The sequence below is a fragment of the Pseudomonas sp. SDO52101_S400 genome, from assembly GCF_054071635.1.
In genome coordinates, this window is the sequence record NZ_JBSVWF010000010.1 from 1 (window position 1) to 13,954 (window position 13,954).

General features: G+C 62.3%; 12 protein-coding genes. 5 read left to right on the top strand and 7 right to left on the bottom strand.

Going from position 1 to position 13,954, the window contains the following annotated elements; translation table 11 throughout:
• Positions 1-225 precede the first annotated feature (225 nt).
• The 5 genes from ACW9HX_RS07125 to ACW9HX_RS07145 all read left to right on the top strand — a co-directional run bounded on the left by ACW9HX_RS07125 (position 226) and on the right by ACW9HX_RS07145 (position 5,932).
• Positions 226-1,890, top strand: a complete 1,665-nt coding sequence (locus tag ACW9HX_RS07125; protein ID WP_457380031.1) for an AMP-binding protein — start codon at positions 226-228, stop codon at positions 1,888-1,890.
• Between the two features lie 16 nt (positions 1,891-1,906).
• Positions 1,907-2,668 (top strand): SDR family NAD(P)-dependent oxidoreductase, encoded by a 762-nt coding sequence (locus ACW9HX_RS07130; protein WP_457380032.1) that lies wholly within the window; start codon positions 1,907-1,909, stop codon positions 2,666-2,668.
• Positions 2,669-2,680: 12 nt separating this feature from the next.
• Positions 2,681-3,874 carry an acetyl-CoA C-acyltransferase gene (locus ACW9HX_RS07135; protein WP_323151986.1) on the top strand — a complete coding sequence of 398 codons (1,194 nt, stop codon included), beginning with the start codon at positions 2,681-2,683 and terminating at the stop codon, positions 3,872-3,874.
• A 142-nt stretch (positions 3,875-4,016) separates the two neighbouring features.
• The gene (locus ACW9HX_RS07140; protein WP_457380033.1) at positions 4,017-5,144 is read left to right on the top strand and encodes an acyl-CoA dehydrogenase; all 1,128 of its coding nucleotides are present in this window, start codon (positions 4,017-4,019) and stop codon (positions 5,142-5,144) included.
• Positions 5,145-5,158: 14 nt separating this feature from the next.
• Positions 5,159-5,932 (top strand): enoyl-CoA hydratase, encoded by a 774-nt coding sequence (locus ACW9HX_RS07145; RefSeq protein ID WP_457380034.1) that lies wholly within the window; start codon positions 5,159-5,161, stop codon positions 5,930-5,932.
• Between the two features lie 371 nt (positions 5,933-6,303).
• On the opposite strand, the gene ACW9HX_RS07150 is transcribed toward ACW9HX_RS07145, so the two are convergent.
• The 7 genes from ACW9HX_RS07150 to ACW9HX_RS07180 all read right to left on the bottom strand — a co-directional run bounded on the left by ACW9HX_RS07150 (position 6,304) and on the right by ACW9HX_RS07180 (position 13,877).
• Positions 6,304-7,455 carry an acyl-CoA dehydrogenase family protein gene (locus tag ACW9HX_RS07150; protein WP_039768643.1) on the bottom strand — a complete coding sequence of 384 codons (1,152 nt, stop codon included), beginning with the start codon at positions 7,453-7,455 and terminating at the stop codon, positions 6,304-6,306.
• A gap of 3 nt (positions 7,456-7,458) precedes the next feature.
• Positions 7,459-8,565: an enoyl-CoA hydratase/isomerase family protein gene (locus ACW9HX_RS07155; protein ID WP_457380035.1), complete on the bottom strand. Its 1,107-nt coding sequence runs from the start codon at positions 8,563-8,565 to the stop codon at positions 7,459-7,461.
• Between the two features lie 190 nt (positions 8,566-8,755).
• Positions 8,756-9,442 carry an HPP family protein gene (locus ACW9HX_RS07160; RefSeq protein WP_457380036.1) on the bottom strand — a complete coding sequence of 229 codons (687 nt, stop codon included), beginning with the start codon at positions 9,440-9,442 and terminating at the stop codon, positions 8,756-8,758.
• Positions 9,443-9,601: 159 nt separating this feature from the next.
• Positions 9,602-10,780 carry an MFS transporter gene (locus ACW9HX_RS07165; RefSeq protein ID WP_457380037.1) on the bottom strand — a complete coding sequence of 393 codons (1,179 nt, stop codon included), beginning with the start codon at positions 10,778-10,780 and terminating at the stop codon, positions 9,602-9,604.
• Between the two features lie 16 nt (positions 10,781-10,796).
• The gene (locus ACW9HX_RS07170; protein ID WP_457380038.1) at positions 10,797-12,149 is read right to left on the bottom strand and encodes an MmgE/PrpD family protein; all 1,353 of its coding nucleotides are present in this window, start codon (positions 12,147-12,149) and stop codon (positions 10,797-10,799) included.
• On the bottom strand, positions 12,146-13,036 hold the full coding sequence (locus ACW9HX_RS07175) for a polysaccharide deacetylase family protein (RefSeq protein ID WP_457380039.1): 891 nt from the start codon (positions 13,034-13,036) through the stop codon (positions 12,146-12,148). Before ACW9HX_RS07175 ends, ACW9HX_RS07170 begins: the two co-directional genes overlap by 4 nt.
• A complete protein-coding gene (locus tag ACW9HX_RS07180) occupies positions 13,029-13,877 on the bottom strand; it encodes a polysaccharide deacetylase family protein (protein WP_457380040.1) in 849 nt (282 codons plus the stop codon). The genes ACW9HX_RS07175 and ACW9HX_RS07180 overlap by 8 nt, the downstream gene beginning before the upstream one ends.
• Positions 13,878-13,954 lie beyond the last annotated feature (77 nt).

Below are 13,954 nucleotides of genomic sequence, written 5' to 3' on the forward strand. Positions count from 1 at the left end.
CGGCCCCATCGCCAGCAGGCTGGCTCCCACGTTTGAAACGCGCTCTCCTGTGGGAGCCAGCCTGCTGGCGATAGGGCCAGTCAAGGCAACACACCCTTTGAACCTTGGCCAAACCAGTCATCCACTTTGAGGGCTTTGACCATTGCCGCAGCCGGCGTGCGGCGCGAGTATTCCTCTGTTGTTTACGGTTCCCCAACCTAATAAAAACACAGAGGGATTCTGGCAATGCGCGATTACTTGTCTGCCACACAGCAGTTTGATTATCAGCACACCGTGGACGCCGCGCTCAGCGGCTCGCTCGAGGCGCTCAACGCCTGCGTCGAATGTTGTGACCGTCACGCCTTGCCGGGGCGTATCGCGCTGTTCTGGGAAGGTCGCGACGGCGCCAGTGCGACGTACACTTTCAGCGATCTGCAGGACAAAGCCGCGCGTTTCGCCAATTTCCTTCTCGCCCAGGGCGTGCAGAAGGGCGACAAGGTCGCCGGCCTGCTGCCACGCAATATCGAATTGCTGATCACCGTGTTCGCCACCTGGCGCATCGGCGCTGTGTATCAACCGCTGTTCACCGCGTTCGGCCCGAAAGCCCTCGAACATCGCTTGAACAGCTCCGGTGCCAAAGTCGTGGTCACCGATGCAGTCAACCGGCCGAAACTCAGCGAAGTCGCCGACTGCCCGACGCTGGTCACCGTCGGCGGTCCGAAAGGCCAGGGCATTGTCCGTGGCGATTTCAGTTTCTGGGCCGAGCTGCCCAATCATTCCGCTGTCTGCGAACCGGTGATGCTGACTGGTGAAGACCCGTTCCTGCTGATGTTCACCTCGGGCACCACCGGCCCGTCGAAAGCGCTGTCGGTACCGCTCAAGGCAGTCGTGGCGTTCCAGAGCTACACCCGTGACGCCGTGGACCTGCGCCCGGAAGATGCGTTCTGGAACGTCGCCGATCCGGGCTGGGCCTATGGCATCTATTTCGGCGTGACCGGCCCGTTGTCGATGGGTCATCCGATCACGTTCTACGATGGCCCGTTTACCCTCGAAAGCACCTGTCGGGTCATCAACAAGTACGGCATCACCAACCTCACCGGTTCGCCCACGGCGTATCGACTGCTGATTGCCGGCGGCGATGAGTTCGCCAAATCGATCAAGGGCAAGCTGCGGATCGTCAGCAGCGCCGGCGAGCCGTTGAACCCGGAAGTGATTCGCTGGTTTGCCGACAACCTCGGCGTGGTCATTCACGACCACTACGGCCAGACCGAACTGGGCATGGTGCTGTGCAACCACCACGGCCTCGAACACCCGATCCATCTCGGCGCTGCCGGTTTTGCCTCGCCGGGCCATCGCATCGTGGTGCTCGACGAGCAGAACAACGAACTCGGCGTCGGCCAGCCCGGCATCCTCGCCATCGACCGCACACAGTCGCCGATGTGCTGGTTCGCCGGTTACGAAGGCGCGCCGACCAAGGCCTTCGTCGGCGATTACTACCTGAGCGGCGACACCGTCGAGTGGAACCCGGACGGCAGCATCAGCTTCGTTGGCCGCAGCGATGACGTGATCACCACTTCCGGCTACCGGGTCGGCCCGTTCGACGTGGAAAGCGCGCTGATCGAACACCCGGCGGTGGTCGAAGCAGCAGTGGTGGGTAAACCCGATCCCGAACGCACCGAACTGGTGAAAGCCTTCGTCGTGCTCAACCCGCAATACCGCGCCGAACCGGCGCTGGCCGAAGAGTTGCGCCAGCACGTGCGCAAGCGCCTGGCCGCGCATTCGTACCCCCGCGAAATCGAATTTGTCAGCGAGTTGCCGAAAACCCCGAGCGGCAAATTGCAGCGCTTTATCTTGCGCAACCAGGAAATCGCCAAGGCTCAAGAGGCTGCGGCGCACAACGTTTCAGCTTGAATCCAAGGAAACAGTCATGCAGATCGAGAACAAGGTTTTTATCGTCACCGGCGGCGCGTCCGGGCTGGGTGCAGCCACCGCTGAGCTGTTGGTTGCCGCCGGCGCCAAAGTGATGCTGGTGGACATGAACGCCGACGCCGTCGCCGCCCAGGCTCAGCGCCTCGGCGCGCAAAGTGTCGTGGCCGATATCAGCAACGAAGCCGCTGCCGAAGCCGCTGTGCAGGCCACGGTAAAAGCCTTCGGCAGCCTCAACGGACTGGTGAACTGCGCCGGCATCGTTCGCGGCGAGAAGATCCTCGGCAAGAATGGCCCGCACGCCTTGTCGAGCTTTGCCCAGGTGATCAACGTCAACCTGATCGGCAGCTTCAACATGCTGCGTCTGGCGGCAGCGGCGATTGCCGAAAGCGAAGCCAACGCCGATGGCGAGCGTGGCGTGATCATCAACACCGCGTCGGTCGCCGCGTTCGACGGCCAGATCGGTCAGGCTGCGTATTCCGCGTCCAAAGGCGCCATCGCCAGCCTGACCTTGCCTGCCGCCCGTGAACTGGCGCGTTTCGGCATCCGCGTGATGACCATCGCCCCGGGCATTTTCGAAACCCCGATGATGGCCGGCATGACCCCGGAAGTGCGCGACTCGCTGGCCGCCGGCGTACCGTTCCCGCCGCGCCTGGGCAAACCTGCCGAGTACGCCGCGCTGGTGCGGCATATCATTGAAAACAGCATGCTCAACGGCGAGGTGATCCGTCTCGACGGTGCCTTGCGCATGGCCGCCAAATAAGGAGGATTTCTCATGACCATCTCCAACGATCCGATTGTCATCGTCAGCGCCGTCCGCACCCCGATGGGCGGTTTTCAGGGCGAACTGAAAAGCCTGACCGCGCCGCAACTCGGCGCAGCTGCAATCAAGGCTGCGGTTGAACGCGCCGGTGTGGCCGCCGATGCGGTCGATGAAGTGTTGTTCGGCTGCGTGCTGCCGGCCGGCCTCGGCCAGGCGCCTGCGCGTCAGGCTGCGCTGGGCGCCGGGCTGGATAAATCCACCCGCTGCACCACCGTCAACAAGATGTGCGGCTCGGGCATGGAAACCACCATTCTGGCCCACGACATGCTGTTGGCCGGCAGCGCCGATGTGGTCATCGCCGGCGGCATGGAAAGCATGTCCAATGCGCCGTACCTGCTGGACCGCGCCCGCGCCGGTTATCGCATGGGCCACGGCCGGGTGCTGGACTCGATGTTCCTCGACGGCCTCGAAGACGCCTACGACAAGGGCCGCCTGATGGGCACCTTCGCTGAGGATTGCGCGGAAACCAACGACTTCAGCCGCGAGGCTCAGGACGCCTTTGCCATCGCCTCGACCACCCGCGCCCAGCAGGCAATCAAGGACGGCAGCTTCAAGGCCGAGATCGTTCCGTTGACCGTGACCGTCGGCAAGGAACAAGTGGTCATCAGCAACGACGAACAACCACCGAAAGCCAAACTGGACAAGATCGCTTCGCTGAAGCCTGCGTTCCGCGAGGGCGGCACCGTGACGGCGGCCAACTCCAGCTCGATCTCCGACGGCGCCGCCGCGCTGGTGCTGATGCGTCAGTCGCAAGCTCAGAAACAAGGTCTGAAACCGCTGGCGGTGATACACGGCCACGCAGCATTCGCCGACACCCCAGGCCTGTTCCCGGTGGCGCCGATTGGCGCGATCAAGAAACTGATGAAGAAAACCGGCTGGTCGCTGGATCAGGTTGATCTGTTCGAAGTCAACGAAGCCTTTGCCGTGGTCGGCATGGCGGCGATGACCCACCTGGAAATCCCTCACGACAAGCTCAACATCCACGGCGGCGCCTGCGCCCTCGGTCACCCGATCGGTGCCTCCGGCGCGCGGATTCTCGTGACCTTGCTCTCGGCCCTGCGCCAGAAAGGCCTGAAACGCGGCGTCGCGGCGATCTGCATCGGCGGCGGCGAAGCCACGGCGATGGCTGTCGAGTGCGTTTACTAACGTTGACAATGGACCTTGTGGAAGCGGGCTTGCCCGCGATGGCGTTGGGTCAGACAGTCAATATGTTCACTGACACGGCCCCATCGCTGGCAAGCCAGCTCCCACAGGGTTTTGTGTTGTCACCGGATTTTAAGGATTTGCCATGATTCCCAATGACGACCAACAACAAATCCGCGACATGGCCCGGCAGTTTGCCGAGGAACGGCTCAAACCGTTCGCCGCCGAGTGGGATCGCGAGCACCGCTTCCCGAAAGAAGCCATCGGCGAAATGGCCGAACTGGGCTTCTTCGGCATGCTGGTGCCGGAGCAGTGGGGCGGTTGCGAAACCGGTTACCTGGCCTACGCCATGGCCCTGGAGGAAATCGCCGCCGGCGACGGCGCCTGCTCGACGATCTTGAGCGTGCACAACTCGGTGGGTTGCGTGCCGATCCTCAAATTCGGCAACGACGACCAGCGCGAACGCTTCCTCAAACCGCTGGCCAGCGGCGAGATGCTGGGTGCTTTCGCGTTGACCGAACCCCAGGCCGGCTCCGACGCCAGCAGCCTGAAAACCCGCGCACGACTGGAAGGCGATCACTACGTGCTCAACGGCTGCAAACAGTTCATCACCTCCGGGCAGAACGCCGGAATCGTGATCGTGTTTGCGGTCACCGACCCGAGCGCCGGCAAGCGCGGTATCACGGCGTTCATCGTGCCGACCGATTCGCCGGGCTACAAAGTCGCCCGGGTCGAAGACAAGCTCGGCCAGCACGCCTCGGACACCTGCCAGATTCTGTTCGAAGACGTGAAAGTGCCGGTGGCCAACCGGCTGGGCGAGGAGGGCGAGGGCTACAAGATCGCCCTGGCCAACCTCGAAGGCGGCCGTGTCGGCATCGCTTCGCAATCGGTGGGCATGGCTCGCGCAGCGTTCGAAGCCGCACGCGATTACGCCCGTGAACGCGATACCTTCGGCAAGCCGATCATCGAACATCAGGCTGTGGCGTTCCGCTTGGCGGACATGGCCACCCAGATCGCCGTGGCGCGGCAGATGGTGCATTACGCCGCCGCTCTGCGCGACAGCGGTCAGCCGGCGCTGGTCGAGGCGTCGATGGCCAAACTGTTCGCTTCGGAAATGGCCGAGAAGGTCTGCTCCATGGCCTTGCAAACCCTCGGCGGTTACGGTTACCTCAACGACTTCCCGCTGGAGCGCATCTACCGCGACGTGCGGGTCTGCCAGATCTACGAAGGCACCAGCGACATTCAGCGCATGGTCATTTCGCGCAATCTTTGAGAAGGAATCTGTACATGAGTTACGAAACGATTTTGCTGGAAACCCATGGCCGTGTCGGCGTCATCACCCTGAACCGCCCGCAGGCGCTCAATGCCCTGAACGCACAACTGGTCAGCGAAGTGAACCGCGCCCTTGATGGCCTGGAGGCCGATGCGAACATTGGCTGCATCGTCATCACCGGTTCGAAGAAAGCCTTCGCCGCCGGCGCCGACATCAAGGAAATGGCCGATCTGACCTATCCGCAGATCTACATGGACGACCTGTTCAGCGACAGCGACCGCGTGGCCAACCGCCGCAAGCCGATCATCGCCGCGGTCAACGGTTTTGCCCTGGGTGGCGGCTGTGAACTGGCGCTGATGTGCGATTTCATCCTGGCCGGTGACAATGCCAAATTCGGCCAGCCGGAAATCAACCTCGGCGTGCTGCCGGGCATGGGCGGCACCCAGCGCCTGACCCGCGCCGTGGGCAAGGCCAAGGCAATGGAAATGTGCCTGAGCGGACGTTTGATCGACGCGGTGGAAGCCGAGCGTTGCGGCATCGTTGCGCGGATCGTGCCGAGCGACGAGTTGCTGGATGAAGCGCTGAAAGTCGCGGCGGTGATTGCCAGCAAGTCCCTGCCGATTGCGATGATGGTCAAGGAAAGCGTGAATCGCGCGTTCGAAGTGAACCTGACCGAAGGCGTGCGTTTCGAGCGCCGGGTGTTCCATGCGGCGTTTGCGACGCAGGATCAGAAGGAAGGGATGGCGGCGTTTGTGGCCAAGCGGCCTGCCGAGTTCCAGGGTAAATAACGCTGCGCCCTCAAGAGCCCCCTCACCCTAACCCTCTCCCGGAGGGAGAGGGGACTGACCGGGTTGTATTCGGGAGTTACGCCGACCTGAACTACCGAGTCGAACTCAGGCTGTAAAAAACATGTAGTCCGCTATCCATAATCGACTCGATCTTTCAGGTCGATGTATGACGCCAGCTCCCTCACCCTAACCCACTCCCTGAGGGAGAGGGGACTGATTGGGGGATATTGAGGAGATACGCCGACTTGAAAGATCGCTTGTGAATCCATAATCGACTCGATCTTTCAGGTCGATGTAAAGCCTGAGACACTTCGGTCGGCTCCCTCTCCCTCCGGGAGAGGGCTGGGGTGAGGGGAAAGGGGCCAACACAGTTACAACTGATAGTTCTTCAACTCCCGAGCAATCACCATCCGCTGTATCTCGCTCGACCCCTCATAAATCTGGGTAATCCGCGCATCCCGGTAGTACTTCTCCACCGGGTAATCCTCCAGATACCCATACCCGCCATGAATCTGAATCGCTGACGAACAGACCTTTTCAGCCATTTCCGAAGCAAACAGCTTGGCCTGTGAAGCCTCCGACAGACACGGTTTGCCCGCGGTACGCAGCCGCGCCGCATGCAGGATCATCAAGCGCGCCGCGTTGATCTGCATCTGCATGTCCGCCAGCAGGTTGGCGATGCTCTGGTGCTCGACGATGGCCTTGCCGAACTGCACCCGGTCACGGGCATAACCCAGCGCCGCTTCGAACGCCGCACGGGCGATGCCCAATGCCTGCGCGGCAATGCCGATGCGTCCGCCTTCCAGGTTGGACAGGGCAATGGCCAGGCCTTTGCCGCGTTCACCCAGCAGATTCGCCTCGGGAATACTGCAATTGTTCAGCGTCACCGCGCAGGTGTCGGAAGCACGGATGCCCATCTTGTGTTCGGTACGGTCGACGATGAAGCCCGGGGTATCGGTCGGCACCAGGAACGCCGAGATACCGCGCTTGCCCAGATCCGGATCAGTCACCGCAAACACGATCGCCAGTTTCGCCCGCTTGCCGTTGCTGACAAATTGCTTGGCGCCGTTGATCACCCATTGCCCGTCGCGCAGTTCGGCGCGGGTGCGCAGGTTGTGTGCTTCGGAGCCGGCCTGGGGTTCGGTCAGGCAGAAGCAGCCGATCACCGCGCCGCTGGCCAGATCCGCCAGCCAGGTCTGTTTCTGTTCTTCGCTGCCGTAGTTGAGCACCGGCCCGCAGCCCACCGAGTTGTGGATGCTCATGAAAGCGCCGGTGGCGCCGTCGCCGGCGGAAATCTCTTCCACCGCCAGCGCATAGGCCACGTAGTCGACGTAAGTGCCGCCCCATTCTTCCGGCACCACCATGCCCAGCAGGCCGAGTTCGCCCATCTTCGCCACCAGACCGTCATCGATCCAGCCAGCCTTTTCCCAGGCTTGGGCGTGGGGGGCGATTTCGCCACGGGCAAAGTCCCGGGCCATGTCGCGGATCATTACCTGGTCTTCAGTCAATTCGAGATCGTGCATGGCTCAGCTCCCGCTCTCAGCGAAACCGTGGAAGAAACTCGCGACCTGTTCGGCGTGCAGCGCCTGCAAGGTGGGCGGGTTCCAGCGTGGCGATTTGTCTTTGTCGATCAGCAAGGCGCGCACGCCTTCGATCAGGTCGCCGCGTTCGAACCACTGGCGATCCAGATGCAGTTCGAGGGCGAAGCAGTGTTCCAGGCTCAGGTGCCGGCCGCGACGCAGCATCTCCAGGGTCACGCCCATGGCCAGCGGAGAGCGGGTTTCCAGCAAATCGGCGGTCGTGGTTGCCCATTCGTGGCTGTCGGCGACGGTCACCGCGCGCAATTGCTCGACGATGCTCGGCACGTCAGGCAACGCAAAGAAATGGTCGATGGCCGGGCGCAAGGCTTCCAGCGGAGCGTCCGGCAGGGTTTGCACCGCGTGGCGGGCCAGCAGGTTTTGCAGGTCTTTCAGCGGGGTGTCGTGCCATTGCAACTGATCGAGTTGCTCATCGAGAATGCCGAGTTTGCTGCTGTCCAGATACCAGTCGGCGAGGCCGCAATACAGCGCATCCGCCGCACGGATCTGCACGCCGCTGACGCCCAGATAAATCCCCAGTTCGCCGGGAATGCGCGGCAGGAAATAACTGCCGCCGACATCCGGGAAATACCCGATCGCCACTTCCGGCATAGCCAGACGGCTCTTCTCGGTGACCACCCGCAGATCGGCACCTTGCACCAGGCCCATGCCGCCGCCGAGAACAAACCCGTCCATCAGCGCCAGCACCGGTTTGCGGTAGTGGTGAATTGTCAGGTCGAGGGCGTATTCCTCGACGAAGAAGTCTTCGTGCAGCGTGTCGCCGCTTTTATGGCTGTCGTACAGGGAGCGAATGTCGCCACCGGCACAGAAGGCCTTCTCGCCGGCACCGCGCAGCACGACGGCGTGGATATCGGCATCGGCGGCCCAGGCATCCAGGTGTTGCTGGAGCTGGCGAACCATGTCGAGGGTCAGGGCATTGAGGCCGGCGGGGCGGTTGAGGGTCAGGTGACCGATGTGATTGCAAACCTCGGCCAGCACTTCGTTTTGCGTGGCATCCATGGACGAAGTCCGCGGGGATGAAGCCTGAGCAGTCATCACTAACTCCCTGCTTTTATTGTCTTTATTCGAGAAGCCCGCGCGCGGGCGTTAGCGGATCGTAACAGTGCAAATTTGCCGTGTACAACGGGGATATGTGCATGGGGTATCTGCATTTTTACCTTAGGCAAAATGCACGGGATCGTGGCTTCTTTTCAATCGACAATGGTTACAGGGACAGACTCTGGACTCAGCGGAACACCTGGCCAATGCTCCGCCGCTTGGCATGCAATTCACTGGCATGAATCAACTGTTCAAGATCCTCCGGCGTGACATCGATAAACGCCTCCATGTCCGCCAGCGCCCGTTTCAGATCCTCGGCAGTAATGGCCTGAGTGTCTACGGGTGCCACGGCAGGCGCAGGTTCGGCGGGGCGTTTGGGGTAGCGAATGCGGGTCAGGTTGTTGTAGGCCAGGGCGGCGAGCAGCAGGCAGGCGGCGCTGAGCATCACCGGCTCCAAAGCTTTCCAGTCCATGGCGATGGTCGTCGGGTCGGCCAGCACCATCGTCAACGCCACCGCGCCGGCCGGCGGGTGCAGGCAGCGCAGCCAGCACATCAGGATCAGCGCCATGCCCGCAGCGAGGCAGGCGCTGCCGAGGGTTCGGCCGAGGACGTGGGCCACCAGCAACGCGACGACGCCGGCGCACAGGTAGCCGCCGATGATCGACCACGGCTGGGCGAGGGCGCCGGAGGACACAGCGAACAGCAACACCGCCGAGGCGCCCAGCGGGCCGATCAAGTGGTAAGCCACTTCAATGCCGAATACCTGACTGCACGCCCATACGCTGAACAACGTGCCCAGTGCCATGCCGATGGCGGCGCGGCTCCATTCGGTGGGGCGGGTGTTGATGGCGGCGGGCAACCAGCGAGCGAGCATGAAGGCGCGATCCTCTTGGGAAAACTGAAGGCAAAAAAAAGGACTTGTCCGTCAATCCGGAAAGTCCTTCTAAGTGTTCCAACTATTGGGGGAGGAACGCGCACAGTGTGCCAAGCAATATCGATGCTGACAAATTCATATAAATGCATCTTCAATGCATTATTTATGAAGTAAAGCCACTCGTCGTCCGCTCATGAAGCAAAGGAACCCGCCCATCGCGGTCAGTGCGCTGAGGGCGTAGAACATGGTCAGCGCCGGCGTGTGCATCAACAGGAAGCCGCAGATCACCGGGCTCAACGCGCCGCCCAACGCCGCGAGGTTCTGCGCGCCGTAGTAGCTGCCGCGCAGTTCTTCCGGGGCCAGGGTGTCGACGAACAGAAACTCCGACGGATAAATGATCATCTCGCCGAGGGTGAAGATGAACATCGCGATGCACCAGCTCACCAGACTGTCGGCGAGGCTGAAACCGATCAGGCCGAGGATGAACAGACTGGTGCCGGCGGCAATCCAGTAGCGCAGTTTTTCCCGGTTGAGGAAGCGACCGATCTGGTATTGCAACAGGATCACCGCGATGGCGTTGCAGGCGAGCAGGGCGGCCATGGTTTGCAGGGCGCGTTGCGAGTCGTCGACCACCAGCAGGTATTGCGACAGGTACAGAGTAAATCGGCCGTGAACCACAGTGCTGAGCAGGCAACCGCAGGTGAACATGATCAGTGTGCGGTCGTTTTTCAGGGTGATCAGGGTTTTCAGGAAGCTTTGCGGTTGGCCGATGGCGGCGACCGGGCTGGTGTCCTTGGGAATCCCGATCATCAGGAAGATGCTGCCGAAGGCGATGCCAGCGGCAATCAGGAACGGCGCAATCGGGTACACCCCGGCGATCACCACACCGAGCATCGGTCCGGTGGCGTAGCCGATGTTGGTCAGCGTGTAGCGCAGGGAAAACGCCCTGGCCCGCTGCCCCATGGGCAGATTTTCGCTGAGGATCGCCTTGGAGCCGATCAGGAACAGTGCCGAAGCGGTTTCGGTGATGACCAGGGTGGCGGTCGTCAGGTACAGGTCTTTGGCGAACGTCAGCAACACGAAACCGATAGAGCTGGAAAGCATGGCGAGGATCAGCAACCGACGCTTTTCCAGCCGGTCGATGATGTAGCCGCCGTACAGCGCAAGCAGGGTGGCGATGAACACCGCGATGCCCAGTAACAACCCGACGTCCTGTTGGTTGAGGCCGAGCTTTTTGCTCAAAAACAGGGTGAGCAAAGGACTGGTGATGGCGCGGCTGACAACGATGGTCAGCGAAACGATCATCAGGCGGCGGATAACGAGCGAGTAGGTGGCCACGGAAAATCAAATGTCCTTATTCGGTTAACAGGTGCTCGAGATCGCGCACGGAAGCCAGCGTTTGCAGTTGCCGCAACTGCGCCAATAATGGCTCGGCCTTGACCGGTGAAATGACCCGCAACGCCAGACTGAAAAATTTCTCCTCCAGCGCCGCCTCGCTCAGCGGATTGCCCGGCGCCCCCAGCGGCACCTCGACACACAGGCTCGCCTCGCGCCCGTCGCGGGTTCGGACAACGACTACCGGCTCGCCATCCTCCGACAGACGCTCATCCACTTCAAGGCGAATGCGCGTCAGCCAATGCGCAATGCGCGGATCGTTGCGCGGCTGTTCATCGTAAGCCTCGAGCCGGCAATGGTTGTGCACCAGTCGCGCGGCGAGGGCGTAGGGCAGGCTCATCTGCGCAGCGGCCAGACTGCGAATGTCGCGGCCGCCGCACATGTCGAGCAGGAACCCGCACAGATTCACCTGCACGTCTTCAACCTGATCCGCGCTGACCTGCAATTGCTCCAGCAACAGCCCGAGCGCATCAATCGCCGAATGGGTGCCACGACACGCGGCATAGGGCTTGATCGAACAGCGCGCGAGTTTCCAGACCTGTCCCAGGTCGGCATCCAGTGCATCCGGTTGCGCGCTGCCCGGCGCCAGGGTCTTGAGAAACCCACCCCACACATCATCGAACAATACCGACGGCCCACTGACGCCTTCGCGAGCAAAACGCGCTGCGAGCAAACCGCCCTCGGCCGCACGACCGCTATGCAGTTTTTTGCTTTGCGAGCCGTCATGGATGAACGCCCACAATCCGCCGCTGAAACTGCCGGCGATGCCCAGCGCCGACACGATTTGCCCGGTATCCAGGGCAAAGATCCGCGCACAGGCCGCCGCCGCGCCGAACACGCCGCAGGTGGCGGTGGAATGCCAACCGGCGCCGTTGTGCGCCGAATAACTGCCACAGGCTTCCAGCACTCGCCGGCCGATTTCGTAACCGATCACCACGGCGGTGATGAACTCGCGACCGTCCACCGGCCGATCCACCAGTGACAGCGCCGCCATCACCGCTGGCAGCACCACCGCGCCGGAATGGTCACAACCGCCGGTGTCGTCCAGTTCCAGCGCATGGGCGGCGATGCCGTTGAGCAATGCCGCGTGCCCCGCACTGACGCGCAGGGACGAACCCCAGACCAATGCAGTTCCCGGTTCGGCGCCGAACACCTGCCGCGCCTGTAGCGCTACCGCGCTGTCGGCACCGGCCAGTGCTGCACCGAAGGTGTCCAGAATGTGCCGTTGGGCCTGTGCCACTAACGCCGGGGGCAAGTCTTCAAACCGGGTTTCGACGCAAAACTGCGCCAGCCGCTGCATGCGTTCAGTCATACGAGGTAGTCCCGATAATGGCGTTCATACACTGAGGCCGGATGATCCTGCGCGACCGGCGCCGCCGATTGCGCCCACCATTGCGCGACTTCGGCACCGGTGGCGATCCACACGTCGTCATGCTGTTGAATGTTTTGCAGCAACTCACGCAGCACGCCGATGCGCCCCGGCGTGGCGATGATTTCCGGGTGCAGGCGCAGCACGTAGCACAGGCCGAAACGGTGGAACCCGGCGAAGTCCATTTGCAGGTTGCCCAGGGTGTGGCTGTAGGAGGCGATCCGCGATTGCGCCGGCGGCACGGCCGGGCTCAGGTTGAAGGCGAAGTAGGGTTCGTCTTCAAGTTCGTAATGCAGCGGCAACTCGACCACTTCGGGCGCGGTCGGGTGCAAGAACGGCAGATCATCGCCACGCCATGATGAAGACCAGTGAATGCCGTGATCTTTCAAGGCTTCGATGAACCCCGGGGCACCGTTACCGGCAGGAATCCGGAAGCCGCCTGGACGCACGCCGGTCAACGCTTTCAGCGCTGCACAACCCTTGGCGACTTCCGCGCTTTGTGCCGCCAGATCCAGCGTGTCGTAATCCTGATGGCGGTAGCCGGCGCAGGCGATCTCATGCCCGTCAGCCTGAATCGCGGCGATGTGCTGCGGATTTTCCTCGGCGACGATGCCGGGCACGAACCAACTGCTGCGCACCCCGAGTTCCCTGAACAGACCGAGCAAACGGTCGACGCCCCGTTGCGTGCCGTAGCGCCACACCGACAGCGTCTTGTCACGCCCGGCGACTTCCGGGGCCTGAGTGAGAATGCCGTGGATGTCGTTGTAATCGACGGTCAGCACCACCGCGCAGCGTTTGCCGGCGGGCCAGAGTTTGCTGGAGTCAGCCATGGTGATGCTCCTTCAGCCACCAGCGGGCGACGTCGCGGCAAGTGGCGAACCACACGTCATCGCGCTGGCGCATGTGTTCGAAGAGTTTCTCCAGCAACAGGATGCGCCCCGGTTTGCCGGTGATTTTCGGGTGGAACAGGGTGGTCAGGCACAGACCCTCGTCCATCGCGCCGTCGTACTCGCGTTGCCAGTTGTCGAGGGTCAGTTCGTAGCTGGCGGTGCGGTCGAGCCCGGACGGGAAGTTCGGTGCGCGGGTGTAGGCGAGGGAGGCGTAGTCGTCCATTTCCCAGCGCCCGGGGATCTCCACCAACGGCGTGTCGTGGCCGGGAACGTTGACCAAATACGGGCGATCATCGCCGCGCATGCTGCTTGAATAAATGACGCCGTTGTCGGCCAGCATCGCCGGCGTCTCGGCGCGCCAGTCGCCGGACGGGGTGCGGAAACCCTCGGCGCGGATGTGCAGGTATTGCCAGAAAATATCGCGGGATTTGTTCATCACGGCCTGCTGCTGGTCCAGCGTCAGGGCGTAGAAGGATTCGTGTTTGTAGCCGTGGTAGGCGACTTCATGGCCGCGCTCGACGATGGCCTGGCACTGTTTCGGCCAGTTTTCCACGACCCAGGCGGGGACGAAGAAGGTGGTCGGGATCTTGAAGGCGTCGAGCAGATCCAGCAGGCGCGGCAGTGCGCGGTAGGGGCCGTAGCCGCCGAAACCGAAGTATTCCGGTTTGTGCCAGATCGAACCGTTGAGCATGGCATCGCCGGTCGGGCCGTCGAGGTCGAAGGCCAGAGCGAGACAGGCTTTGTGCTGGTCGGGCCAGGTGGGTTGTTGAGGGGCGGACATGGGTGTGGCGCTCCGATGGTATTGACAAGCTTTCCCTCACCCCAGCCCTCTCCCGGAGGGAGAGGGAGCCGATTGAG